Consider the following 25,512-nt stretch of genomic DNA (forward strand, 5'->3'; position numbering starts at 1 on the left):
TCCACGTTCATGCCACCATTATCTTTTGCAAATTCTGAAATCGCTTGACCCAGTGGGTGCTCAGATCGACTCTCCAGGCTCAAGAGCCAGTTGTAAATTTCTTTTTTTCCAACGACCATCATTGTTCAATATTTTTGTCACAAGGACTTTTGGATGACCCTCCGTGATTGTTCCTGTTTTATCCAAAATGATCGCTGTTATCTTTTCACCCACCTCTATTGCCTCAGCACTTCGAAACAAAATTCCTCGCTGAGCTCCTCGACCGATTCCGACGATGATTGCCGTGGGTGTCGCTAATCCCAGGGCGCAGGGACATGCAATGATGAGCACAGAAACAAAGGCAACAAGACCGTAAGTCAATCGAGGCTCGGGCCCTACGAGCATCCAAATGCTAAAACTCAAACAAGCCAAAATGAAAACAGTGGGGACAAAAATTGAACTCACTCGATCCGCAAACCGCTCGATGGGAGCCTTCGAATTTTGAGCATCTTGAACCAATCTAATAATTTGAGAAAGGAAAGTTTCGCTCCCAACCTTGCAAGCTCTCATTTGAAAAGCGCCCTTTTGATTGAGCGTCCCACCAATGACCTCAGAACCAGACCTTTTCTCTACCGGAATTGGCTCTCCTGTCACCATGGACTCGTCGACGAGCGAATTACCTTCTAACACCGTGCCATCAACAGGAATTCGTTCTCCCGGACGAACCGAAACAGTATCACCAACGACAACATTCTCAATTGCAACCCTTGTAAACTCACCATTGACAACCACCAGAGCTTCTTTGCTCTTCAGCTCAAATAAACCACGTACGGCCATTGAAGTCTTCAGTTTGGCTCTGTTTTCAAGAAATTGGCCGAATAAAATAAATAGCACGATGAATCCAACAGACTCGTAATACACGTGTGCAGAAAGTCCCTCATATCTAAAGAGATTGGGGCTAAGAGTTAGAACGAGACTATATACAAAGGCCGAGAGGGTTCCCAGTCCCACCAAAGTATTCATGTTGGCATGACCCGTTCTCAGAGTGAGGAACAGACCAAAGATAAATCTCTTCCCAGACCAAAACAATATGGGAAGAACGCACATTAACTGCATCATGTGATTAACAAAAGTCGACCATTCACGAGCAAAAGGAACCAAATCCATTCCCAATAAAAAAAGTGGAATGGTCAAAATTCCCGCCACAATCATGCGAATTCGCAAATTTTTGTCTTCTTCTGATTGATCATAAGCTTCTCTGAGGTCGATAGGATCTGCACGATCTGAAATTTCTGCGGAGATTGGCGATTGGCCACTTTTTTATTTCGATGAATTCGTATCCGATGTCCTTCGCTGTCTTGCGGACGGCGATGAGAGTCGCTTCAATACTCCCCAAGCCTTCCTTGATAATAAGTGTCGCCCGATTGGTCACAAAATTAACTTTGGCGCTTTCAATCTCAGGCATTCGCCTGAGGGACGCCTCAATATTTCTCGCACAAGAAGCGCAGGTCATACCCTGAACCAAGTATTCTTGTCTCACAAAGTAACCTCCAGATCAGATAGCAATTGCAAACGCACAAGCTTAGACCTTCATCTTCAAATCGGCTCAACTTTTTATTATTCTACTATACCCCATAGGGTATGTCAAAATATCTCAAATGTTGACTGAATCCTCGCAATAACGCATTCTCCGTTCCCATGAGCAGACCTATTGTAACTTTGACAACCACGTTTTCATTTGAAGCCGCACACCGCTTGGTTAAGGGCTATCCAGGACGCTGTCAGAATCTTCATGGCCATTCTTTTCGAATTACCTGTGAAATAAAGGGCTTGCAGCTCAACCAATTTGGCATGCTCAAAGACTTTGCTGACTTTAAGGTCATTAAAGACTGGTGCAAGGAAAACTGGGATCACGCCACGCTCTTGGCTGATTCAGATGAATTGACCATTGAATTTTTAAGATCCACCCACCAGAGGCATTTTGTATTTAGTGACAATCCCACTTCTGAAGTGATCGCACTTTATCTACTTGAAAAATCTGCAGATCTAGGCTTTCCATTGGATGCCGTAACCATCGATGAAACTTGCACTCATTCCTGCACAGTCAGACGCTAAAAACTGATCCAAGCGATTCGATTCCTGAAGTCGACCCAGCTCATCCAGTTCGATTTTGTGACCATCTTGTGTGGTCACGAACTGGGCTTGCCTAATTGCTTGACTAAAAGTTCCGTCTTAAATTTGAGATTGGGATACCGACCTTTGTCGATTGATAAAATATAAAACCCCCCGATTTCAGACAATCAGAAAAAAGGGCCAAACCACAATCATCCTGACGCTCAATAAAAGATCCGACAAAGACTGGTCCCTTTCAAGTTTCAGTCCTTTAAGGTGATTAAAATTCGATTCACAATAAAAAGGGTATAAATGTCTTGACGAGAAAAACTCTCAGATTCATGTGCAACTGCGGTGGTGCGAGCTTTGAAATGATCTGCTTCGCTCAGTGAATTTCCCAATTTAAGGGCCATTGGCGATTGGGGCGTCAGATAAAATATAGAAGCACCTAAAAGCACCGGCAGTCGAATATTGAAAGCTAAAGTCTGCATCATGCGGTCTAGATTTTCGTTAGGCAATCCTAAAATTTGATAAGACACAATATGAAATCCCAAAGAATGCGCCCTGTGAACGACTCGTGATATGCCTCGAGGGTATGAGGACGCTTCGTGGTTTCCCGTACCACTTTATCGGAGCTGACCAAAGCCAAATTGAGATGAGTAAATCCTGCCTTCTACATGAGTTCAAGTAGCTCATCATCAAGACTCAAATAACTGATTCCATTCATCGCCACAACTTGCATTTCTCGGTTGGGAAATCTCTCAATCAAAGCGCCACACAGGCGCTTCATTTCATCCTTATAAAAAGTGAGATTATCGTCTTCAAAATCAATGACGCGATAACCCTGCTCATATCGAAGTTCGATCTCACACAAAACATCCTCGGGAGAGCGCCTCTGATATCGATGACCAAAAGTCAAATGAACCGAGCAGAAGGAACACTTATGGGGGGGCAACTTCTGAAGTAATCATAAAAGCCAGAGGGAGGTGACCGTATTTGTAAGTTCCTAATGAGAATGACCCAAGATCTGGATAAGGTAGCTCCCCAATATCAAAGTTCTCCTTGATTGGATTAAATTGGAGCTCCCCATTGATTTTATATCCGAGACCTCCGACCTCTGTTATCGCCAGCTTTCCTGAAGGAAAGATACAAAATCAACGATAGATTTTTCACCCTCTCCGCGGATGATAAAATCCACTGAGTCGTGTTGCAATACAGATTCTGGTACAGCAGAGACATGCGAACCTCCCATGAGCACCGGAATGTTTCGAAAATTCTTTACCCTTTTGGAAATTTCGTGAGCTTCCCGAAAGTAGGGAGTAAACAAACAGGATACACCAACGAGATCGGGCTGAATTCTCGCAATGTCGTCAGCGATCAGATCGAAGCTCGCGCCGAAGTGATAATAATTATAAAAAGTAGAAAATGGACTTCGATCTAAAATCGAATAATATTCGCGAAGATATTCAAGCTCTTTCGGCCACCGCAGAGTTTGGCGTCCATATCCAGTATGATAGTCCCGAATGACAACTTCAACCTCAGGATGATGTTTCTGAAGGGCTGCTTTGAGATACGCAAGCCCAGTGGTTGCAAACGCAACTGAGTCTCATAAAAATCCTGAATGGGAGGCTGAATGAAGAGAATTCTCAAGAAGCGCCACCAGAGACAGGCCCTGAACAAATACAGAATTTTGGCGCCAAATGCTAAGAATCGTCCTCTGACCAAATACATGTCATCAGTTCTAAACTGAATGGCATGGAAAGGGAAGGCCTATGATGGCGGATCCGAAGCTGACAACCTTGCCGGATCAACAAGTCGTTTGAACTTTCACATTTTAAAGTCAGCTTTTTGTTTAGACTGAGTGCACGACCAACAATGACGATATTCAAAAGTCTAGTGCAACCGAAATTCAACTTAACACTGACCGACTGCTGACGGAAACACACCACTCTATTCATATATGCTCATAGCGTCCAATGTTCGCAACAGACAACACACGGAGGTTTTTCATATGATGAATGTTCAGACGAAGGAATTTAGAAAACCACGATCTCGGGATATTTTTGACTTCATAAATATTCGGCAGGCATCTTGTCTCGACGACAATCACGTCGCTGACCTTCTCGTGAAATCGTTCACCGAAACCTACGCACAAAACTTCTACAGATTGTTACTCCCAGCAAAGAATTTCAGAACTTCGAGACATTAAGAGCCGGAGAGAGAATGGCGAAGTCTGTGTACTTGAACTTGGATATCGGATCATTGGAACCTTTTCGCTAGTTAATCCTGATTCAAACCTGTCGGAGTGTTGGATTCAGAAGGCAGCTAACCTCAGATGCCTGGGAGCTATTGACCCAGAATTTCATGGTCTTGGTTTTTCAGAGGTTCTCCTGACCGAATCAGAACGGATCGCGCGTTATTGGTCGCTGACCTTCGCATTTGTCTGCACGTACAGAAAGGTGCAGATGGTGTCGCAAACCTTTACAAAAAGAGAGAGGCTACATTCGCGATCCTCTACGGAGATTTCCAAAGTCATGGCCTGGACTACCTGTCGAGGCCTATTTTCTGCCTTTTAAAAGCGAAATCGGCATGCCTCTGGCAGATCAGTAGATGTTCTTAAAATGGAACCGAAACTATTGAGTTGAGTGGGAGCACTATCGTAGAGCAACGCGGCGAAACAGCCATTCTTGTCGCCTGCATCTTTTCGGCGGCGACGGGCGCCGCGTTTTGCGGCCCATCAAGAAGATCCAAGTTTTTCGAGTTTTGGCTGGAAGCTTTGTTCGGGTGATAGCGAATCTCCTTTTCATCTCACTTCCGTTTATAAGAACAAATTGTCGGCTCATTTATCTCCGCTTAGGCATAGAGCTCTCTGGCTATGGGGAGTGTTCGGCGCGATGACGGTTACGACCTATTTTGCGGCAGTCGCCTTGGTTGGTAGCGGCCAAACTGCATTCTTTGGGGGCGAGCAGCGGCATCTTTTATCGCCGCTCTTTCGCCTTTGATCGCGAGGCAGAGGGTCAACCCGCTGAACTGGCTTGCCAGTAGGTTCCATCTTCGGTCTTTATATGATGTGTGCCAATGGAAAAATCGATGGTTCCTTCTTGGAGCAGTCCCTCGCTATCGCCTCGGGATTGTTTGGCGCCTTAGCCTACCTGATGATTGCTCGAACCAAATCTACCTACTCTACGTCGCAAATTTTGATGACATGGTGTCTGTCCGCGATCACCGCACATCTGCTTATCTTCTGTTTTCACAATGTCACGGGCCGACGAGACCAGGAGTTTGGTTGCTGCTGCTCTTGGCAGGTCGCGCGGCAAGTCTGTCCCAACACCTGACCACATATGCATTTCAACGAGCACCCGCGAGTCAAATTGCATCGCTCAGTTATCTCGCTCCGGTGCTGAGTCTCATCCTCGACATGATATTATTTGGATTTATACCACCGCAACTGCCGGAATCGGCGCCTCCATTATTTTTACCTTCGGTGTTGTCGTGCCGGTTCTCAAACGAACTTAGCTTAGAATGCTTCACCTTTTCGCATTCGATCCTTGATAGCCGAAACAACTTTCCAGCGATGGCGGAATTCAAATTTGACTTGAAAAAAAAAGATTGAACTATCTCCTTTGGCAACCATTCCGCACGGTAAATCTGGTTAGGTATGACCGAATTTTTCCTTTCCTATGGAGGCGCGCCATTTCCACACCACAGAACCTTGCGGGGTCACTTCGATGATGGAGCTCTGTTTACAACCGTAAGAAATTAGGGTGTTTCCATTTCTTAGTCCCCTGTGCCGATCCAAATCGATCACAGTACAACTCAGCATATTGGGTTGTTTGAGACAAGGGCCACCACGGAACCCTAGGCTTTAACCCAGGCTGGAAGGAGACTCCCCTAAGGCGAGTCAAGAAATTAATTTTGGTCCATTTGAACTGATGAGTAATTTGAATTCGCGATTTGTCAGTAAATTTATAGTCTCTGAGTCCTGAACAAAAACAATCTTTATTTCCCCACAATCAATTTGTTGGCGAATTTGCTCTGATTTTCTTTCAAAGGACACTTCGACAGATCCGTAGTCAGTTCCCTCGCGTAAGATAAAATTTTCGATAATTCCCGCGATAGCCTCATCAGAAAGCTGTTCAAGCTGAATCTCGATAGGAATTTCATCACTTTTTAAATCAAACATCAGGGGCTCTTCACAATTGGGGCATTTCCGGCTCTCCACTGTTGGCAGTGGGATACGACTTTGCCTTCGTCAACGTGGTACCCGGGACAGGACTTGAACCTGCACCTTACGGCACTAGATCCTAAGTCTAGCGTGTCTGCCAATTCCACCACCCGGGCACAATTTTCTTGCTCAAAACCCTGTGAAAGCCTTCGATCTCTATTTGCTAATGAGTTTCCTATAATCAGGTGCTCGCATCAAATTGGCAAGTTCCTTCTCTGTGTCCATTCGATTCGAACCATCCATCCCTCATTCATTGGATCATCGTTAATAGTTCCAGGCGAATCACCCAATGAAGCATTGACCTCAATGACAGTCCCTGAAACAGGAGCGTAAAGATCATTGGCAGCCTTAACACTTTCAATCACTCCAAACGGCTCGCCTTGGGTTACTTTTGCACCTTCTTCAGGAAGCTCGACATAGACAATCTCACCCAACTGATCCTGAGCAAACTCTGTCACACCAACAGTGACCACATTTTCATCCACCTGAGCCCATTCATGTTCTTTAGTGTAATAGTTTTCTTCAGGAATCTGATAAGTTGCCATTTTTCTCCATCTCCCTTGCTTTTCTCAAAGCTCAAAATTTCAAAAGCACAAACGGTGTCTTAACAATGATCGCCTTTAACTTTCGACCCCTTATCTCTACCATTAAATCGGCTCCGATTTCTGCCAGATCAGCCCTGACGTAACCCACGCCAATATTTTCATTGAGACTGGGTGAAACCGTTCCACTTGTTACCTTGCCGATTTCTTTATTGTCAAAAGAAAACAACTTGTAACCCTGTCGAGCTATCCCACGATCCACCATTTTGAATCCAATGAGCTTTGATTTTAGTCCTGAGGCCTTAATCGCACAAATTGGTTCTCTCCCAATAAAGTCCTTCTTGTCGGGCTTTACAACCCAACCTAAACCTGCTTCATAAGGATTTGTCTGGTCATCAATTTCATGCCCATACAAGGGATACTTCATCTCCGTACGCAGAGTGTCCCGAGCCCCAAGCCCAATAGGAGCAACTCCAAGATCGTGACCCTTATTGAGTAAGCTGTCCCAAAGGGAAACGGTGTGAATTGAGGGCACAAAGATTTCAAAACCATCCTCTCCAGTGTAGCCTGTCCGTGCAATATAAACCTTCGAATCCAGAAAGGCGGACTCAATAAACTCGAAATGAGGAACATCAAAAACCCGCTCTCCGAATATTCTGGAAGTCAGCTCTCGGGCCTTGGGACCTTGCACCGCAATTTGGCCCCATTTTGAGCTCTCATTGGTCAGCTCAGCCCCACGATTATTTTCGACAATCCAGGCGAAATCCTTATCCGTATTAGAAGCATTAACACAAAGTAAATAATCTTCGTTCTTTTTTAAACAGTAGATAATGAGATCATCGACAACACCGCCGTCAAAATTTGTCAGCAAAGAGTATTGGGCCTGGCCATTCTCGAGTCTTCCCACCCAATTGGAAGTCAACCACTCGAGAGTTTCAAGGGCCTTTGGACCTCGAACTCTCACCTCACCCATGTGGGAGACATCAAACAGGCCAACAATTTGTCGCACATTCAAATGCTCTTTGCGGAGGCCCGAATACTCAACTGGCATGCGCCAGCCAGCAAACTCTACCATCTTTCCGCCGAGCTCCTCATGGCGTTCACACAAGGGCGTTCGCTTTTCAAAGGCCATACAACCACCTCATAAAAAAACTTAATTTGCCTCCCCAACTCCAACCTGTCAAAGAATAGCCATTTTCCGCACCTCGACGACCCCAAAATGACAAATTAGGGCCCCAAAAAATCGCCAACTCAAAGGAATTGCAACTAAACATTGGATTGTATTTTGCTTGCAATCTACCGAAGGAGGCTTCTCGTGAAGGGGTCAGATAGCCAACCGAAAAAAGCTGAGCGAAAGGGTTCCTGGGCATGCCTTGTAGGCCCCTGGACTTTTGTGTTTTTGGCAATGCCTCTTCTGATGAGCTGCCAAGACAATTGGTCCAGTGGAAAGAAGAATATTCTCCCCATGCCCTCAGAGGATTCCCAACTCACTGGGGCCGCAAAAATTGTCGAAGACCCAGAATTTGGCGACTCAGAGCTCGTCCCGTACACTGGCTCGGGACACACAGCGATCATAACCAGATTGCGCAGCAGTATGAACCAAAGACTCTTTAGCCCAGAATTGAGTCGCCAGTTGACGGGCGCAAAGGTCGTCGTGGACTCCAAAACGGATGGCACTCCAGAGAAACTGCAAGTCTCTGTTGGAATGCGCCCTCCTCATGGTGGCGTTTCTAGACAATTGGAATTTGAGGTTCCTCTTGAACGTCGTTCTGATGGTCATCTGGGTCGCTCCTCCGTCAGGACAAGGAGTGTTGAGGGCTCAGGAGATCAGGGGTATCTGATTGACGCAGATTGCAAAGATGCCAGCTGCTCCAAAGTAGAAGTCGTCTTAAAGCAAGAAAATCTTGGACCTCAAAGGAGACCAGAGGAGAAACCCCAAATACAAGCCGAGACGGCGTTTCTATTCTCAAAAGAGGAAACACAGGCCCGTGTTAAATTGCCTTCAAAGTCAAAAGGAACTCCCGAGCCTTTGTCCGAGAGCGATCTAGACAATCCATTGGTAGCGGTGCAAGAGAGTGTCGAAGTTCTCGAAGGGCCTTCTTTTGTCCGCGTGACGATACCTGGAAAGGATGCTGATCATGATATTTTAAACATCGAAGGGGAACTTCTCAGAACAACCGACCGCACTTCAGATTTGCAGAAGGCGACTATTGGGGACAAATCCTATGCGGGGTCCTTAATCGGCAATGACGAGGAAGGCGATATCGCAGTTCGAATCAAGATGTCACCGGAGCCGGAGCCAGATAGCAAAGAGGGCTTGAAAAGCGAATCTCAACCAGAAAGCCCCAGCCCCAGCCCCAGCCCCAGCCCCAGCCCCAGCCCCAGCCCCAGCCCCAGCCCCAGCCCCAATCTGCAGACAAAGCCACCGCAGATGAAAATGAAGGAGGGGATTTGACTGTCTTTATTGAGAAGCCTAAAGCTCGGCAAATTGTCCCAAGTAGAAGCGCTCCCAGAGATATGAGGCCTGACCCAACAGATAAGAGGCCTGGTTCAAAAGAGCAACCTGGCACCCCAAAACCTCATGAACAGGGAACGCCTAAGAATCCCGATTCCAAAGGGCCTGCGCAAAAAGGCGGATTGCCACAAGTTCAACCGGCTAAACCTGTTAAACCCGCTCAGCCCGTTAAACCCGTTAAGCCCGCTCCATCTGTTAAGCCCACTAAAGCTACTCCAATTCACAAACCGAAAATACAAAGTCCTCAGATTCCGGAACCGACGCGACAAATTCCCGCGGACAAAAGAGACCTACCACCACCCACGCCGCCCTCACCGCTCAAGCCTGAAGACGAGAAAGCAGATCTTCCTAATGAGCAACGGGAGACATTCCAGATTGTGGATAAAGATATCTGGGCAAGCTCCCCCTCCGCCGTCGTCCCTGTTGATTTTTCTGATCCTAAGCTGAGAAAGGCCCAAAGAATCACCCGCAACCTAGAGAGTTTGAGAAATGATTCCAATGTCATAAAATTCATGTCTTATTGGACTCAAGAAAATAAATATCAACGGTGTGGAAAGGGTCGCCGTTCTAATTTAAAACCCATCGCCACTCAATTTTTTCATCGATTAAAACCTCTTGTTCCCTTTACAACTCCGATCTTTCAGGCCCTTGATACCACTCCAGAGGTTCTGTATATAAGTGCTCTGGAATCAAAGTATGCAGTAAACGATGGCTGGGTCATAGAGTCCGCCAAATGCGGAAAAGGCCAAAGCTGTTCGACTGCGGCGGGCCCTTATCAGATCACCGAAATTGCCGCTCGCTATCTGAGATCAGTTCGTCAGCAAGCCTTGAATTTTATCACACTTCCGCTGAGCTCCTCACGCCAAGTAAGCCCAAATGACGATCGCTCCAAATTTTTACCGTCAACCTTTGCTATGGCCGCCTACGCCAAAGACATGATGGACTGGTTCCCAGAGCACCCGGAGCTGTGGCCTTTGGGCTACACAGAGGGGCAGGGTGGACTTGCCCTATCAATGAAGTGTTCTCAAGAAAAAACTCAAGCCGCACGAACATCTTGTCTGCGCTCTTCGATGGCTGGAAAAGCCTTTAGAAACAGAGATCGCTACCGATCTACGACACTTGATGAAATCGTTCGTTTCAAAATGGCTCCCTGTGATAAATTGGATTACGTTCTTATGTATCACGCTTTGAGATTTGTGGGTGCAAACCCCAACCGCTTTGGAATGTCTCTGGAGGAATCGAAAATAGCAAAGAAGCTTCCTCCCCTTTATCGGCAAGGGCAAAACAGCAAGAACCTTGTCCATACAATGTTGAAATGAGGGACTAGGTCTGAGCGAGCTCTGCCAAACGCAGAGTATTTTCCAGAAGCATGGTGATCGTCATTGGTCCAACTCCACCTGGCACAGGAGTAGCCGCTCTCGCCCATCCCTCAAGTTCTTCGTACCGAACGTCGCCGCACAGTTTTGATTTGCCATCTGGAAGAACTTGTCTATGAATCCCCACATCAACAATGACCGAATTCTTTTTAAAATCATCTCTTCCCAAAAATCTCGATTGACCCGCGGCTGCAACTACCAGATCAGCCTCGCGAGTATAAGATCTGAGATCTTTTGTTCGAGAATGACAGACAGTCACTGTTGCGTCGGCACTTATCAGCAAATGCGCCATTGGCTTACCAACAATATTGCTTCGGCCAATGACAACGGCGTCGATCCCTTTCAGAGAGATTTGATAATGCTCGAGAATTGCCATAACACCGGCTGGAGTGCAGGGAATCACACGTGGCTGATTTGTCCATAAATACCCCATCGATTCTGCTCGCAAACCATCAACGTCCTTTTCAACGTCCAAGCAAGCCATGATCTGGTACTCGTTGAGATGCTGAGGCAAAGGGAGCTGGACCAAAATGCCATGAATATTTTTTTGATCGTTCAGTCCCCGAATGAGGGCCTGTACCTCGTCTGAGGAGACCTCGTTCTTCAGGCGATACTCAAAGGACTGAATTCCCACTTCCTGACAAGATTTTATCTTGGATCCCACGTACACCTGACTGGCCGGATCGTCCCCAATCAAAACAACAGCAAGGCCAGGACGAACTCCGGTCCTTTCAAAAAACTCCGCAATTTTTACTTTTAAGGCTTCTCGCCTTGTTTCACTGACTATTTTTCCATCCAAACGAATCACGATCCACTCCCTGACCAAATGAGGCTATTTATCTCTCATTTTTTGAACTTATAGGCTGAATCCTCCTTATTTCCAAAGGGAGAAACAAATTTTGCAGCAATCGAGCTAGGACATTGACTCGCCACACAAACTCCTCTATTTATGGGGGTTAGCAAGAGAATTTCAAAATGGGAGGTCATGTTACATGGCAGTTAGAGTTAAATTAACCGACGATGGCAGTTCAATTGACTTTCAAACTTCCGATACACTCCCCTCCTCCCTAAAAAAATTTAGACGTAGCCCCGAAATTGAAGGATTCTACCGATTCATCTACGAGAACGATTTGCGTATCGAAACAGGTGATGTCTTAGATAGAATCATTGTTCGCCGCTCACAGGAGCGAAAATCAAAACGCAAGAAAACCTAGATTTCTTTTCGATTTCTTAATGTTAAATCCGAGATTTTTCACTTTTTCGGACACCTGGTACGCCCTTCTCTCCTAAACCTCTCCTATCAAGGCGATACCTCTTTGCAAAGATTCTGACCAAGTTCGGCTAGAACCGCATTTGGAGGAATTTTTTGATGCCGTTAAATACGCCAACCATAGGACGAACCCGCCAGGGCGGACAAAGTCTCATAGAATATCTCATCCTCGTGGCACTGATGGGTGTAGCAACTATCGGGATTATTCGAACCCTGCAGGGCGCTCTTAATTCCCGCTATGCTTCCGTGATCCACTCTCTTCAGGGCACCAGTAAGCGCGCAGAAATCGTACCGATCAATGAATCAGATCTAAAACGAAAAGATCTCGGTGATTTTATGAACGGAGCAGCTTCTCGCGATGGAAATAGTGAAAAGTGAACTATCTAAGTAATAGCCAAAAAGGCAACTCCCTGGTCGAGACAAGCATCTTGCTGACCCTCATTTTTCCTTGCATCATAGCGGGCCTCTCGCTTGCTGGCGCGGCGGGAGCACGAGTTCTCGCGCAAAAATGTCTTTATGAAGGCCTTATCTGCATAATCGAAGCGAAGAAAGCAAGCGAATGCAAGAAAATTGTCAAAGCTCAGCTAAAGCTCATCATTCCCTTTGGGTATCTGAGTCGTCTTGTGCTCGAACAGAATGCCTATTCGATCAAGGGAGAACTTCATTGGCAATGGAACAAACACTGGTCCATGAAAATTCATGATCTTCTCCCTCTCGAGTTGAAACCATGAAGGGTTCTTTTCAAACAAATAGCCTGAGCAACGAAGACGGAATGGCCCTGATCGTCCTTTTGGCGCTGATGCCAACCCTCTTCTTGCTATTTGTTGGATATTCCATCATTGGACATCAATCGCTCACACAATCCAGAGCTCTCCACACCTGCCGAGTTGAAGGGCTGAAATCTCAATTCACAGTTGCGACAACTCTAGACCTCCTCTTAAAACTAAATCCCCTGGCGCATCGACTTCGAGTCTCTAGAATGGCGACTCGGGCCGCCCTGACCGTCGCAATCCTCGGACCGCCCCATGTGTTTATCGCTGCACAAAGGGCAGATAAATTGGTTGCAGCTAAGCAAGAAGCTCTCCACTTTCGCCAGCAATCATTATTGGCTTCTATGCAGACTCAGCTAAGACTTGGATATTTTAATCTACAGGCCAAACTCCGCCACCTTCGATTGCAATCCATTGAGGGTATCCAACCAAAAATTGCGATTGCCGCCTTGCCGGCGGGATCCCCCACTCCAAATTATCATCCTTTACCTAACTTTACTGAGCTTAGCAAAATTCAGTTTCGTTGGCGCATCCCTACCAAAGAGGATCCTTGGCTAGAAAAAAAATCAAAGCTCTCTCAAAACTTCCTCAATTCGGCTTGCGCCGTAGGAATAAAGGAAAGGTTTAAAATGTGGAAACCCTCTCTGATCGCGGTCAAATAATTATTGAGGCTCTCTGGGTTAGCCTCGTTCTCTTTTCTCTCTTGCTCTTCCTGACCTATTTCAGCTCCAAAGTTGAGGAAGAGCATCGCAGAAACCAATTCCATATCTGGGAGAAACGGTGATCACGCGGGTTCGAACAATCGGAAATAAAATTCGCAGGCTGAGCCTCAAGCGCCAGCTTGCCCTTTTGTTCTTGATCTCAATTCTTCCTGTTTTTTTGAGTCTGACTCGTGAGGGAAAATCAGAGAAGCTGGGAGATGGCGTTCTGGGTCCTCAATCGATAGACACACTCATTCCCACTGGCTTTGCTTTGGTCCCCATTGAGGTGCAAAACTCTGAATCCTTAGATTCAATTCTTGGAAATAAGGGTGTTGTCAACTTATTGGCCCCCCCACGCGAGGCTGGAAAAAAGAGCCGTCTCATCGCCCGCAGAGTCCCGATTCTCCGTGCCCCCCTTAACCCATCCCATTTTGCGGTTCTTGTGCCTGAGTCAATCAGCCGGGATATCACCCAAGAACAAGGTCCTTTTTGGGTTGTCATTCAGAATCCAAACGAAAGTGGAATGAGTTTCGAAAAGAAAAACTTCTCCAATCGACCAAACGCCAGAATCATTGATGGAGGTGTGGATTGAAAAAATTTTTCTTCTGTATTTCGCTTGTTATTCACTCCATTCAAACCGTTCAAGCAGAGGCGCAATCTAGGATTTTAGTCAAAGCAAGAAACGCTTCTTCCATTGGATTTGAAGCCTACCTCTATTCACAAGACAATTTATCGACTCACTCGCGATGGAGTCTTGAAAGATATATTGATCCAGAAATCATCAAGACCCTTCAAGATGAAATTGAAGAAATCCTTCGAGGAGAGAAAGCTCTACCCACACAAACTCGAATTAACACTTACAATGATTTGCTGTCGAAGGCCCAAAGCTACAATTGGCCCGTCAAAATAAGAAAACTAATTTCCAGAGTCTGGCTATTTGCCTACCAACTCGAACCATCTCTACCCGAAAAGCGAAATCTCATAAAACATCTCGCCCTTTTTTTTCCCGACTTTAAACCCTCGGATAAGGAGTTCCTTCCTCAGAGCATCAAGGATTGGAACGAAGAACTTGGCTCCAAGCCTTTTCTCGGTTGGCAGCCTGATTCAAAGTGGGATGATTTTAGATATTTGGTCATCAATGGTCAGGTTTACGACTTGTCCGAGAGAGCGACAATTTCAATTCCTGATCGTTCTGTTCGGATCACCGGTTTCTCTGATACTTTTATTCTATTTGATCGAATCCTAGAGGGACGGGACCTCTTCCATTTTTCTCCACCAAAAGAATATTTAGTCAGCGGAGATTGCGAGGCGCCAATATATCACCCACGAACGGACCGTAGTCTGTTCAAGATTTATTTTAACGATCAATGTGTCAAACAGGAAGGGCCTCAATCTGCGGACGCTGGCACGGGAACGGGTACGGGTACGGGTACGGATGCGGGCACAGGCTCCAGCGCAAGATCGAATAACCTCAATAGCCCAGCCTGGCCAGCCTCATTGACTGATGATTTTTCAATGTCAAAAGGGGGATCCGAATTAAAAATTCCAAAATGGGGTTGGTTCGTCATTGGAACCATTGCAATTGGCCTCCTCGTTCGCTCTCAAGAAAGGGATTCCTCCACAACTCACCAAGGCGACGCGAGCAAAAAAACTGAGCCGGTTGTCCATCAAGGCTTTTGAAGCCTTTTTAATGCCTTAATATCCTGAACTGGCCCACTTGATTGTTGTTCCAAACTCCAAGGGCGCCGGCTGAAGCAATCTCAGGGGTTCAGGATCTTCAAACATGCGTCCGGCAGCAGCGCTCACGTTGCGAGCACTGCACCAAGCCGAACTCGATCCTGAACCCCTGAGATTGCTTCAGCCAGCTCCCTGTGTTTTTTGGATACAACAGAATCACCGACGGCTTGCGGGCCAACCAAGGATTCCAACTTCGGGTCGATCATGACATATGATCCTTAAGGCTTCTGGAAGCTTTCGTTGTACACCAGGTTTTGCGGATGAGGCGATTGATATTGACCTCCCCTTGGCCGGCATTCGACTCATGCAAAAATCAATAGTTCGAGAAGAAGGATCTCGATTTTAATGCAGCGGCTGGCCCGCAAGCCTTCGGTGATTCTGTTGTGTCCAAGGGAAACAGGGAGCTGGCTGAAGCAATCTCAGGAGTCCAGGATCGAGTTCGGCTTGGTGCAGTGCTCGCAACGTGAGCGCTGCTGCCGGACGCATGTTTGAAGATCCTGGACTCCTGAGATTGCTTCAGCCAGCTCCCTTGGAGTTTGGAACAACAATCAAGTGGGCCAGTTTATTAATATCCTATCAACCTATCAATCCTATCAAATAGCTGAGCACTAGATAAGATGAACACCCTTAAAAACAACGGAAGTCGGAATACCATTTGTAAAGTGTGAAAAACAACTCGGGACCCAAGTCCCATCTGGATGCGAGTGGTACAAGAGAGGATCTCCAAACAATTTGGGGATTTCCTCGTGAGGACTTTCCTCAATCGCTAGAAGCGTATTTTGAATTGAAGGCTTTTCAATGGGACTGTCGGAGCCAAAGAAAAAAGGAATTCCCGCTTCCTGAAGAGCTCGCCAAGGAAATGCGTGCGGATACAGGGAACCCAATTTTTTCCTCAGCCATTTGCGGTCAGACAACCAATGACAAGGTTGAAGATGGCATATTACCGAATCGGCAGGCATTTGAAAAATTGTCTCAGGCCTGAGCATCTGCGCATGTTCAAGATGAAGCTTGCCTTTGATTCCCTTTTCCCAAACTCCTTGTGCCGCCAAAATCACACGATGGGCAGCTTCATCACCGATTGTGTGAACCGCCAGATCGAAACCTGACTCCCAAGCTAGATGCATAAAGCCCTGGATATCCGACTTGCTCAAAAGTTCAAGTCCTCGACCCGATCCGGACTGATAATCGGAACTCAGCAAGGCCCCCTCGGAACCGAGGGCACCATCATAATAAACTTTTATACTCTGCGCACGCACCAGATCCAAATTCTGTCGGCGGGCCCGGATAGCTAAGTCCAGTGCCGCTTCGAAATCATTCGGATTCTCTGCTGAAAATGTCTGCTCGACAGCCATTGTGAGAAGCTCTGCCTCTGCCAAATGAACCACCTCGGTCCATTGTTCCTCAGAGCAAGACATGTCTCGGATATGAGTGATTCCTGCTCGATTGAATTCTTGCATTCCCTTCAAAAGAAAACTCTTTACCTGCTGCCGATTGATTTGGGGAATCAGCGAATCAACCAGAGATTTAGCCAAATCAATCAATATTCCTGTTGGGCTCCCGCTATCATCCAAGACGATTCGGCCTCCGACCACAGGAGGAATATGGCCATTTTCGCCTCCCTTCGCTCCGAGCATTCCAAGCCTTTGTAAAGCCACCGAGTTGACCCAAACAGCATGACCGTCTGCTCGCGACAAGGCCACCGGAAAATTGGGAAATAACTTATCGAGAGCGCTGCGATGTGGGAATTCGCCTCCTGGCCAAAGATTATTGTCCCACCCGAATCCAACGAGCCACTCTCCACGAAAATAACTTGGTTTCAGAGTTTCTTTGCTGAGATCCAAAGCTGATTTGAGATGATGGAGACGCCAACTCGTGGCTACTTGTCCTGTGGCCAACCAATGAACATGGCTATCATAGCAATTACTGACGAGACGATGTCCCATACAACTCCTCAAGAGTGGTAAGGGAATCTTATTTTAAGCCCAAGTCAACTTATGATGCCTAGCGGGTATTCCCACCGCGAGGATTGGTACTTGGAGTACCCGTTGAGGGTAGCGACGAGCCACCACTGGTTGTTCCACTGCCACCATAGCTGGAGCTACCGTAACCGCCATACATGATTTGTTGCATCTGCATTTGAATTTGATAAAGCTCCATTTGCAGTCGCTGAACAGTCTGCATTCTCATCATTGCATCTTGTTGGGCCTGTTGCTGTTGGGCCATATAGATCCCCATGTCCATGCCGCCCATCATGCCCATGTTGCCCATCATACCCATCGCGCCGCCCATCATGCCCATGTTGCCCATCATACCCATCGCGCCGCCCATCATTCCCATGTTACCCATCATGCCCATCGCGCCGCCCATCATGCCCATGTTGCCCATCATACCCATCGCGCCGCCCATCATTCCCATGTTACCCATCATGCCCATCGCGCCGCCCATCATGCCCATGTTACCCATGTAACCCATCATGCCCATCGCGCCGCCCATCATTCCCATGTTACCCATCATGCCCATCGGCCGCCCATCATACCCATGTTACCCATCATGCCCATCATTCCCATGTTACCCATCATGCCCATCGCGCCGCCCATCATGCCCATGTTACCCATGTAACCCATCATGCCCATCGCGCCGCCCATCATACCCATGTTACCCATCATGCCCATCATTCCCATGTTACCCATCATGCCCATCATGCCGCCTGCCATACCCCAAGGACCCATCCCGGGCATGTAAAGTCCTCCTCCAAATCCAAGACCCATCATACCCATGGGATATCCAAAAGGTCCTCCCATCCCACCATATAGGCCCATGCCGCCGTTCATGCCATAAGGTCCCATTCCATACCCGCCGCCTCCGACCCCACCCGCGCAAGCAAAGGCCCCGCCTCCTATGCCTCCGCCAATCGCGCCATAAAGGCCGTTCATCAAAAACGGATAACCCATTGCGGCCGCTGCATAAGGCTGCGTTGGCCATCCCAAACGGGAGTTCTGGTCGATCGCGTATTTAGCTCCCTTATAGGCGAGCACTCCACCGAGCACTGACATTCCAATAGAGCCAATCGTCTCTAAAGTTGTGGGCGATCGCACTCTCCCGCGACGACGCGATTCACATTCAGGGCAGTAAGCTTCGCTCCCATCGTCTCCCTCGCCAATTCTGCTCTGCAGACGCTCCCTTTCGCTGTCGAGAGTCCGATCGAACTCCTTCAAGTCTTGCTTCATTGCTGCAAGTTCAGCAGCCAATTCATTAAATTGCCCAGAGACGTCATAATAGTCTTGGATGGCAGCCTTGCAGTCCATTTTGTGCTCAGCCGTCGCAGAATTCTTAATAAATGGGCTGTTGCAAACCTCGGGGTCAACGGCGCCACCATCTTTGGCATAGTCTGGCCAGTAGCTAACATCACAAGAGGGAGTTTCGAACCCTGCCATCCGACAGCTGGCAGGATTATTCTCTACATGGGTGCAGAAAGCGCTTTTTGAAGGATATAGAGAACCTCCTCCCGATCCATTTCGCCCTATGCCCCTGGAGGCACGGGTAATCACCCAGTTAGGCATACCAGGTGAACCATCTGTCACATTTCCAGGGCTGCATTGTTCGGCATAGCTATCGGCATTGCGCTCACGATCATCCATGTGCTCGATGACGGTTGATGCCTCATTCGATTTGAGAACTTTGCGAATATCTCTTTCAAAATTCCTCTTTTTTAGACGGAGATCATCCTGCTTTTTCTTTTTGCGATCGTACTCTTTTTTCTTTTGAGCGCGCATGCGTTTGAGATTTTGAATGCCATCATCATCATCGATAGAACCTTCTCCGGCCCCGTATTCGTATGGGCAGCCCTGATTTCCACCCCAAACTCCGGCCCCCCATTGGCCCTTCGCCGCTCCCGAAGTAAAGAAGCTCGCCATCAACAACGCGAGTAATAATCGTTTCATAAGCCCAAACTCCCCACGATATTAAGGTACTTGACTCCAAACTTATCGACAGAGATCACAAGCCTCTTGACTCAAGTTCGTGCAAACCGGACCTAGATCCTGCCAAATCTGAGGCTCCAAAATCAAACCCTGGCGCCACAGGCAAAACTCTCTGATGACCCGACCTTATCTTGATTGCAATCTCCGCATCTCAATTCTACACTCAAAATTATCTCATGAAACATTCCATTCTTTGCGTTGATGACGAACTAGACAATGTTGATGCGCTTGAACGCATATTTAGACGTAAATATCGTGTTCTAAAAGCGACCTCTGGCGACGAAGGTCTAGCCATTTTAAAAAATGAACCTGCTGTTTCTTTGATTATCAGCGATCAAAGAATGCCAAAAATGACTGGGGTCGAATTTTTAAAGAAATCCCTACGAACGCATCCGGAAGCAATACGCATCTTGCTCACTGGTTACACAGACATAGAATCTGTGGTGAATGCGATCAATGCCGGGGAAGTTTACCGTTATTTAACAAAACCCTGGGATCCAATTGACCTTTCAAACACAGTAGACAAGGCGATTGAGAAATTTGAGCTCCGCCAGGAATTGGTCGAAAAAAATCGTGCCCTCGAGACGGCACTCGTTGAGCTCAGATCCCTTGATCAAGCCAAGACCCAGTTTATGGTTCTTATTAATCATGAACTCAAAACCCCATTGACCACCCTTCTCAGCTTTCTCGAGCTTCTTGGGGAGTCACGCCTTTCGGAAGAACAAAAAAAATACCATTTACGCATTGATCAAAGCGCCCAACGATTAAAGACAATCATTGATGAAGTTCTTGAATTGGTTTCAGCCGAAACCGGACAAACAAAAATTCATCCAGTGAAATTGGACCTGGCTTCCCTTCTTGCGAACGTTCAGAGTCTGTGGAGCCAGCGCTGTAAGGAGCGAGATTTAGAATGGTCAGTCCAACTCAGCCATCACAAGGTGAAGGGTGACAAGCGCATTGTTGAAAGCGTCTTAAGTAGGCTGGCTGACAATGCCACAAAATTTGCCAACGAGGATTCAACCATCGAGATTGTCGCAACCCAAGACAAAGACAATGAGAATGAAGTGCGGATTGGAATCAGAAATCAGGGAAAAGTACTGTCACCTAAGACCATCGATAAAATATTGAAACCCTTCACTCTGGACGAAGATATGCTTCACCACTCGAAAGGTCTCGGGATGGGTCTCAGCCTCTGCCAAGCACTCCTAAAAACTCACGGCCGAACTCTCGAAATTGAAAGTTCGAAAGGCTCCGTTGAGATTTCCTTCCGCCTCCCTTCCGGCTGACGGACTGAAAGTTTTCTGCGCAAATCATACGCTCACTCAAGCGCCACAACTCTATTGCAAGGAGAGGATAGACTATGTGCTCTGCATTCATTAGCTGTCTTCTTTCTCTGTTGTTTCCCTTAGGCCCATCGGGCGCCGTTGCTGCCGAGCCACACAGCAGCGGCGCCCTCATGGATGAGCGTCAGGAGACTCTCGTGCTGGCCAAAGGAGAATACGCTACTTTCCCAAATCGGGGTGCCCGGGTCGTCCACAATGCCTCAGGGAAAATGGTAAAAATCAGTGACGATGGACGAATGCTTCATCTCCTCGGCAGATCCTTCGGCGATACCTCCATGAGCATCGGCACCAAAGTTATTCGCCTACTCGTTACTACAACCCAACAAAAAAATGCTGCCAAGGAATTTGCGGCATATCTTTCCACTCGCCCGGGACTTATTTTTCTGCCAGCTCACCCCTGTCACTTTTTCACAGGGGAGCTTTTGCGGTGGATCGACTGGCTCGCTCTCAGAGATATCGCTGCCTCAAACCAAGCCTGCTATCGATTCAATGTGAAAATACCCGACGAGATAAAAGCCCAGATAAACACTCATATCGTCTCTCAATTCAATCGTTCTCTTTGGGGCACGCCTTCAATCGTCAACTATGATCCCATTTCACTTGAATTTCCAGATTCAGCGAAGACTCCAGACTGCTTCATTGAGCAAAGAGCTAGAATCTTGGGGGCTAACGCCAAGCTTTTCAATGAACACGATCGATATCAAACCAATGATCCGAATCAAAATCATCGTCGCCGAAGTAAGTCAGAACATTGCACGCACCATGGGAATTAGTTGGCCTGGAGCCTACCAAGCAAAAGTAGTCCCAAAACCGAAATTAAATGAAGACTGGGAGATTGAACTCAAAGCGCTGGAGTCAAAAGGCAAGGGGAAAGTCTTAGCCAGCCCAACCCTCCTCAGCCGCAGCGGAGAATCAGCAGAATTTCTAGCCGGCGGAGAAATACCCTTGCTCGTTGCCAGCCACAAAATAAAAGAGGTTGTGTGGAAGAAATATGGTATTTCTGTTCAGGTCACTCCTTTCGCTGATCAGCGTGGTCATCTAAAAATTGAACTCGCTGCCGAAATTTCAAATCCAGACTCGAGTTTCTCAAGCGATGGCCTTCCGGCATTCAAAACACACCGAATTCGCTCTCAATTCAATCTTCTGGAAGCACAAACAATCACCATCAGTGGCTTGCTGAGAGAAGAACAGAGTCACAGTCGTTCGAGTCTACCCGGACTCGGAAATATTCCAATCCTTGGTCCTTTGTTTTCAAGTCGGAACTTTTTAGAAAATCGAACGGAACTCGTTATCCTCGTCACTCCCAATCTCATTCAAGCATCCTCAGAATCCGCTCAATCAAATTCAGAAAATCTGCTCCATGACGATGAACGATGAGCTACTTGAGATTTGTCAATTCATCGAGGACAAGATTGCCCGGGCTCCCGGAATCAACTTTCGCTCCCTTGATGATGATGGAGGACATGGAAATTCTCACCACATCTTGAAACTTTTGCAAAATCACACACGGTCCATATCAAGCTGCGATCAACAGAGAATTCTTCAAGAGTTCTGCGAGACAGGACCGCTCATCCGCCTCATCGACGATCAAACCGTGACGGAGATTCTAATTAATGGACAAAGAGAAATTTGGTATGAGAAAGCGGGAAAGCTGGAGCGATTGCCTGACAATTTTTTTTCGGCCTTCACTTATGAAAACTTTGTTCAAAAGGTATTTTGTGAGTCAGGATCCCACATTGATTTAAGGCGGCCCGCCGTCGATGGAAATTGGCTGGGGTTTCGTTTTCATGCCATCGGCGTTCCCCTCTCTCTCAATGGCACGATCCTAAGCCTGCGTCGGCATCCCGAAAATCCATGGACAATTGATGAACTCTGCCAAGCAGAATGGGCGAGCAGGGATATTTGTCGTAGGCTTGAGTCCCTTGTGACCGACAACGAATCCTTGCTCATCGCGGGAACAACCGGAAGCGGCAAGACGTCCATTCTCAGCGCCTGTCTTCAAAATCTTCGCGCAAATGAGAGAGCGATCATCTTGGAGGACACAAAGGAAATCGCATTGCCCAACCAAGTTTCTCTGCGTCTTTTGACGAGAAGTGAGGCCCGGTCAGAACTCCCTGATTATAGCCTTTCGGATCTTGTTCGGCAGTCTCTTCGAATGCGTCCTGATCGCCTTGTTATGGGGGAGATTCGTGGGCCTGAAGCAAAGGATCTGCTCCTATCTTTATCAACTGGACACAAGGGAGCCATGGCAACAATTCATGCACGAAGTCCTCACGAAGCTCTCATGAGACTGGAGATTCTTATTCAATTGGGAGCCCCCATGTGGAGAACAGAAACGGTAAGAAAACTCATCTTTCATGGGATTCAATATATCATTCTCACTCAACGCGAAAATCACCGACGTCGATTTGCTGGAGCCTATCGAATTAGCTCTCTTGAATCGAGCGGTTTTCTCCTCGATCGTGAATTCTAAACACATCAAGCGCTTATGTTAAGATAGGAACCAGGCGGCAGTACCGCTCGATCAACCATTTCTCCAGATTCTGGATCTCTAAATAATCTAGGTACAGATGAAACCTGATCGGCCGCAACTTCGGTTTGATCATCGATCTTTGAATCTCTTTGTCCATCCTCGATCTCAGGCTGCACCCGCTTCATAAAAAAACCATCAGAAAGCCGCTTCACTGATTCGGCATCCCGCAGTTCCTTCGAGCGCAATCCCAACAATTCATCATGCCTCTGCCCGGCAATCTGCGCTGTGGATATTTTAACGTCCCCACGAGACGATAGTTCGGAAACTCCCACGGGCCGACCAAAGGAGGGCCCTCCGGGTCGCAGAGCTGAACTTTCATTCATATCTACTGATGCAATGCGTGGTGTACTTGGGAGAATTCCACTGATTTTTTGCACTTCACACCTCCATGTGTCCTCGGAGGCATGCAATCTGCCAAATGAACTTCATGTCCACCATTCATTGCCTCCGCCCTACTTATCGGTACCAAAGTTCAAGGGACAAGGGTCCAAACGTCCAATTTTAATACACAATCACAGGACATTTCCTTTGTTCTGATTGATGCTCAGTTCCGCCGCAGACCCTAGTCTAATACCGAGCTCCAACAATTGCTCCTGAGCAACCGTGCTAGGTGTATCGGACATAAGACAGGACGCCTTGGCCGTTTTTGGAAATGCGATGACGTCCCTGATGGCGTTCGTCCCTACCAATAGCATCGTTAAGCGATCCATACCCCAAGCAATTCCACCATGCGGAGGAGTTCCATATGACAAAGCCTCAATAAAAAAACCAAATTTGTGGTGAACCTCTTCATCGGAAAGACCTAGTGCTTTAAATAAGGACCTTTGCACGTTCTGATTGTGAATCCGGATACTACCACCGGCGATTTCATATCCATTGCACACGAGATCGTAGGCTTTCGCTAACAGATAAGGATATTCGGCTTCTTGTTCGTTGGCCAAAATTGACAAGTGCTCGTTCTTTGGCGATGTAAAAGGGTGATGCCGAGCCACCCATCGTTTCTCGTTTGAATCATATTCAAATAAAGGAAAATCAACCACCCAAAGAAAACTATCACGAGCCACATCAACCAAATTCAATTCATGCCCAAGATGGTCACGAAGTGCAGACAGCGACGAACAGACGACCGAAAAATCATCGGCCACAATAAATACCCCACCTCCATTGGTGCCACCCGCTGCCTGAAACACCTGTCGTAACAGAATCTCAGAAACAAATTTAGAGATGGATGAACTCAAAACTCCGCTGGCATCCGACTTAATCCACACCAGCCCTTTCGCCCCCATTTGTTTGACCATTTCCGTCAGTTTATCTAAATCTTTGCGGCTGTATCCACCGGTTGCTGGCGCCGCTAAGGCTCGAACCACACCCCCTCTGGCTAGGACATCTTCAAAAACTTTAAAACCACACCCCTTAAGAACTTCACCTACATCCTTTAGCTCCAGTGGATTGCGCAAATCTGGCTTATCAGAACCAAACCGATCCATGACTTCTTTGTAAGAAAGACGCGGAAATTCGGCCAGCTCAACTCCCTTGATTTCAGCCCATATTTTCTGCGCCATTTTCTCGTTCATCTCAATGAGGTCTTCCTCATCAACAAAACTCATTTCTAAGTCAATTTGGCTAAATTCCGGCTGCCTATCCGCCCGTAAATCTTCATCACGAAAACAACGAGCAATTTGAAAATATCGATCCACACCGCCTATCATCAGCAATTGCTTGAGTGTCTGAGGACTTTGGGGAAGAGCATAAAAGTGACCCAAATGAACCCGCGATGGAACCAGATAATCACGAGCCCCTTCTGGCGTGCTTTTGTATAAAATTGGCGTTTCGACTTCGAGAAATCCTTCATCAGACAAATGCTGACGCACAACTTTCGCTACCAAATGCCTCACCCTGAGATGTTCCTGCAGTTTTGGGGACCGCAACTCCAAGTATCGATATTTAAGCCTCAAGGTCTCTGAGACCTTGTCATCACCAATGTGAATGGGGGTAGCCGCTGCCTCAGATAGGATATCGAGGTTCTGCGCTTCAATCTCAATGGCCCCTGTAGCAATTTTATCATTTATCATGCCCGGAGGCCGAGCTCTGACCTTGCCCTTAATTGCTACAACATATTCGTTGCGGACATCTTTAGCTCCGGCATTTTCAACTCGAGTGGGATCCAAAACAACCTGCACCAGGCCCTCACGATCACGCAAATCGATAAAAACAAGACCCCCATGATCACGACGCTTGTCAACCCATCCCATCAAAATCACTTCAAGATCAACATGAGTCTTTCGAATCTGTCCACAATAATGGGTTCTCTTCAATTTGCTAAAAAAACTCACTTCATTTCTCCTTTTTTCAAATTGGAAACAAATACTCGAAAAATCAGATATTTTTTTCAGGAATCAACTTGAAAAACATGTTTCGTACCTGAAATT

General features: G+C 47.0%; 26 protein-coding genes, 1 tRNA gene and 3 pseudogenes. 14 read left to right on the forward strand and 16 right to left on the reverse strand.

What is annotated here, in order from left to right; genetic code table 11:
* Positions 1–60: 60 nt before the first annotated feature.
* Both IPL83_14330 and IPL83_14335 read right to left on the reverse strand, forming a co-directional pair.
* Positions 61–1,203 carry an HAD-IC family P-type ATPase gene (locus tag IPL83_14330; GenBank protein ID MBK9040315.1) on the reverse strand — a complete coding sequence of 381 codons (1,143 nt, stop codon included), beginning with the start codon at positions 1,201–1,203 and terminating at the stop codon, positions 61–63.
* Positions 1,204–1,225: 22 nt separating this feature from the next.
* Positions 1,226–1,519, reverse strand: coding sequence for a heavy-metal-associated domain-containing protein (locus IPL83_14335; protein MBK9040316.1), 294 nt, complete (start codon positions 1,517–1,519; stop codon positions 1,226–1,228).
* A gap of 179 nt (positions 1,520–1,698) precedes the next feature.
* On the opposite strand from IPL83_14335, the gene IPL83_14340 reads away from it, so the two are divergent.
* The gene (locus IPL83_14340; protein ID MBK9040317.1) at positions 1,699–2,094 is read left to right on the forward strand and encodes a 6-pyruvoyl tetrahydropterin synthase family protein; all 396 of its coding nucleotides are present in this window, start codon (positions 1,699–1,701) and stop codon (positions 2,092–2,094) included.
* A gap of 260 nt (positions 2,095–2,354) precedes the next feature.
* Here the strand turns inward: IPL83_14340 and IPL83_14345 are convergent, their stop codons facing one another.
* The 3 genes and pseudogenes from IPL83_14345 to IPL83_14355 all read right to left on the reverse strand — a co-directional run bounded on the left by IPL83_14345 (position 2,355) and on the right by IPL83_14355 (position 3,673).
* Positions 2,355–2,630: a hypothetical protein gene (locus tag IPL83_14345; GenBank protein MBK9040318.1), complete on the reverse strand. Its 276-nt coding sequence runs from the start codon at positions 2,628–2,630 to the stop codon at positions 2,355–2,357.
* 134 nt (positions 2,631–2,764) lie between these two features.
* Positions 2,765–2,965: a hypothetical protein gene (locus IPL83_14350; protein ID MBK9040319.1), complete on the reverse strand. Its 201-nt coding sequence runs from the start codon at positions 2,963–2,965 to the stop codon at positions 2,765–2,767.
* A gap of 246 nt (positions 2,966–3,211) precedes the next feature.
* A pseudogene (locus IPL83_14355) lies at positions 3,212–3,673 on the reverse strand (cobalamin-dependent protein).
* 1,105 nt (positions 3,674–4,778) lie between these two features.
* On the opposite strand from IPL83_14355, the gene IPL83_14360 reads away from it, so the two are divergent.
* On the forward strand, positions 4,779–5,093 hold the full coding sequence (locus IPL83_14360) for a hypothetical protein (protein ID MBK9040320.1): 315 nt from the start codon (positions 4,779–4,781) through the stop codon (positions 5,091–5,093).
* Positions 5,094–5,992: 899 nt separating this feature from the next.
* Here the strand turns inward: IPL83_14360 and IPL83_14365 are convergent.
* From IPL83_14365 to gcvT, 4 genes and pseudogenes are all read right to left on the reverse strand, one after another.
* Positions 5,993–6,274, reverse strand: a complete 282-nt coding sequence (locus IPL83_14365) for a YheU family protein (GenBank protein ID MBK9040321.1) — start codon at positions 6,272–6,274, stop codon at positions 5,993–5,995.
* 75 nt (positions 6,275–6,349) lie between these two features.
* Positions 6,350–6,432 (reverse strand) — tRNA-Leu (locus IPL83_14370).
* Between the two features lie 40 nt (positions 6,433–6,472).
* Positions 6,473–6,861, reverse strand: a pseudogene (gene gcvH / locus IPL83_14375) (glycine cleavage system protein GcvH).
* 31 nt (positions 6,862–6,892) lie between these two features.
* A complete protein-coding gene (gene gcvT / locus IPL83_14380) occupies positions 6,893–7,990 on the reverse strand; it encodes a glycine cleavage system aminomethyltransferase GcvT (GenBank protein MBK9040322.1) in 1,098 nt (365 codons plus the stop codon).
* A gap of 183 nt (positions 7,991–8,173) precedes the next feature.
* Between gcvT and IPL83_14385 the strand changes: the two genes are divergently transcribed.
* Both IPL83_14385 and IPL83_14390 read left to right on the forward strand, forming a co-directional pair.
* Positions 8,174–9,313, forward strand: coding sequence for a hypothetical protein (locus tag IPL83_14385; GenBank protein ID MBK9040323.1), 1,140 nt, complete (start codon positions 8,174–8,176; stop codon positions 9,311–9,313).
* Positions 9,310–10,692, forward strand: a complete 1,383-nt coding sequence (locus IPL83_14390) for a hypothetical protein (protein ID MBK9040324.1) — start codon at positions 9,310–9,312, stop codon at positions 10,690–10,692. Before IPL83_14385 ends, IPL83_14390 begins: the two co-directional genes overlap by 4 nt.
* Before the next feature lie 4 nt (positions 10,693–10,696).
* Here IPL83_14390 and folD read toward each other — a convergent pair whose 3' ends face one another.
* Positions 10,697–11,560, reverse strand: coding sequence for a bifunctional methylenetetrahydrofolate dehydrogenase/methenyltetrahydrofolate cyclohydrolase FolD (folD, locus tag IPL83_14395; GenBank protein ID MBK9040325.1), 864 nt, complete (start codon positions 11,558–11,560; stop codon positions 10,697–10,699).
* Positions 11,561–11,741: 181 nt separating this feature from the next.
* On the opposite strand from folD, the pseudogene IPL83_14400 reads away from it, so the two are divergent.
* The 6 genes and pseudogenes from IPL83_14400 (at position 11,742) to IPL83_14425 (ending at position 15,170) form a co-directional block, all read left to right on the forward strand.
* Positions 11,742–11,927: pseudogene (locus tag IPL83_14400) on the forward strand (hypothetical protein).
* 191 nt (positions 11,928–12,118) lie between these two features.
* Complete coding sequence (locus tag IPL83_14405) at positions 12,119–12,397, forward strand: Flp family type IVb pilin (GenBank protein MBK9040326.1); 279 nt, start codon at positions 12,119–12,121, stop codon at positions 12,395–12,397.
* Positions 12,394–12,750 (forward strand): hypothetical protein, encoded by a 357-nt coding sequence (locus tag IPL83_14410; GenBank protein MBK9040327.1) that lies wholly within the window; start codon positions 12,394–12,396, stop codon positions 12,748–12,750. Before IPL83_14405 ends, IPL83_14410 begins: the two co-directional genes overlap by 4 nt.
* Positions 12,747–13,451, forward strand: a complete 705-nt coding sequence (locus IPL83_14415; GenBank protein ID MBK9040328.1) for a hypothetical protein — start codon at positions 12,747–12,749, stop codon at positions 13,449–13,451. Before IPL83_14410 ends, IPL83_14415 begins: the two co-directional genes overlap by 4 nt.
* Positions 13,452–13,569: 118 nt before the next feature.
* Positions 13,570–14,082, forward strand: coding sequence for a hypothetical protein (locus IPL83_14420; GenBank protein ID MBK9040329.1), 513 nt, complete (start codon positions 13,570–13,572; stop codon positions 14,080–14,082).
* On the forward strand, positions 14,079–15,170 hold the full coding sequence (locus IPL83_14425; GenBank protein ID MBK9040330.1) for a hypothetical protein: 1,092 nt from the start codon (positions 14,079–14,081) through the stop codon (positions 15,168–15,170). The genes IPL83_14420 and IPL83_14425 overlap by 4 nt, the downstream gene beginning before the upstream one ends.
* Before the next feature lie 122 nt (positions 15,171–15,292).
* Here IPL83_14425 and IPL83_14430 read toward each other — a convergent pair whose 3' ends face one another.
* The 4 genes from IPL83_14430 to IPL83_14445 form a co-directional block, all read right to left on the reverse strand.
* Positions 15,293–15,433, reverse strand: a complete 141-nt coding sequence (locus IPL83_14430) for a hypothetical protein (protein ID MBK9040331.1) — start codon at positions 15,431–15,433, stop codon at positions 15,293–15,295.
* A 402-nt stretch (positions 15,434–15,835) separates the two neighbouring features.
* Complete coding sequence (locus IPL83_14435; GenBank protein MBK9040332.1) at positions 15,836–17,170, reverse strand: amidohydrolase family protein; 1,335 nt, start codon at positions 17,168–17,170, stop codon at positions 15,836–15,838.
* 58 nt (positions 17,171–17,228) lie between these two features.
* Positions 17,229–17,747, reverse strand: a complete 519-nt coding sequence (locus IPL83_14440) for a hypothetical protein (protein MBK9040333.1) — start codon at positions 17,745–17,747, stop codon at positions 17,229–17,231.
* A complete protein-coding gene (locus IPL83_14445) occupies positions 17,738–19,168 on the reverse strand; it encodes a hypothetical protein (GenBank protein ID MBK9040334.1) in 1,431 nt (476 codons plus the stop codon). The genes IPL83_14440 and IPL83_14445 overlap by 10 nt, the downstream gene beginning before the upstream one ends.
* A gap of 215 nt (positions 19,169–19,383) precedes the next feature.
* Here IPL83_14445 and IPL83_14450 point away from each other — a divergent pair, with 215 nt between their 5' ends.
* The 4 genes from IPL83_14450 to IPL83_14465 all read left to right on the forward strand — a co-directional run bounded on the left by IPL83_14450 (position 19,384) and on the right by IPL83_14465 (position 23,023).
* A complete protein-coding gene (locus tag IPL83_14450) occupies positions 19,384–20,493 on the forward strand; it encodes a hybrid sensor histidine kinase/response regulator (protein MBK9040335.1) in 1,110 nt (369 codons plus the stop codon).
* A 74-nt stretch (positions 20,494–20,567) separates the two neighbouring features.
* On the forward strand, positions 20,568–21,323 hold the full coding sequence (locus IPL83_14455; GenBank protein ID MBK9040336.1) for a hypothetical protein: 756 nt from the start codon (positions 20,568–20,570) through the stop codon (positions 21,321–21,323).
* Positions 21,259–21,927 carry a type II and III secretion system protein gene (locus tag IPL83_14460; GenBank protein MBK9040337.1) on the forward strand — a complete coding sequence of 223 codons (669 nt, stop codon included), beginning with the start codon at positions 21,259–21,261 and terminating at the stop codon, positions 21,925–21,927. Before IPL83_14455 ends, IPL83_14460 begins: the two co-directional genes overlap by 65 nt.
* Positions 21,917–23,023, forward strand: a complete 1,107-nt coding sequence (locus IPL83_14465) for a CpaF family protein (protein MBK9040338.1) — start codon at positions 21,917–21,919, stop codon at positions 23,021–23,023. The genes IPL83_14460 and IPL83_14465 overlap by 11 nt, the downstream gene beginning before the upstream one ends.
* 5 nt (positions 23,024–23,028) lie before the next feature.
* On the opposite strand, the gene IPL83_14470 is transcribed toward IPL83_14465, so the two are convergent.
* The gene (locus IPL83_14470) at positions 23,029–23,460 is read right to left on the reverse strand and encodes a hypothetical protein (protein MBK9040339.1); all 432 of its coding nucleotides are present in this window, start codon (positions 23,458–23,460) and stop codon (positions 23,029–23,031) included.
* Positions 23,461–23,595: 135 nt separating this feature from the next.
* Positions 23,596–25,416: an aspartate--tRNA ligase gene (gene aspS, locus IPL83_14475; protein MBK9040340.1), complete on the reverse strand. Its 1,821-nt coding sequence runs from the start codon at positions 25,414–25,416 to the stop codon at positions 23,596–23,598.
* Positions 25,417–25,512 lie beyond the last annotated feature (96 nt).

It is taken from the genome of Bdellovibrionales bacterium, from assembly GCA_016716765.1.
In the GTDB taxonomy this organism is placed as follows: domain Bacteria; phylum Bdellovibrionota; class Bdellovibrionia; order Bdellovibrionales; family UBA1609; genus JADJVA01.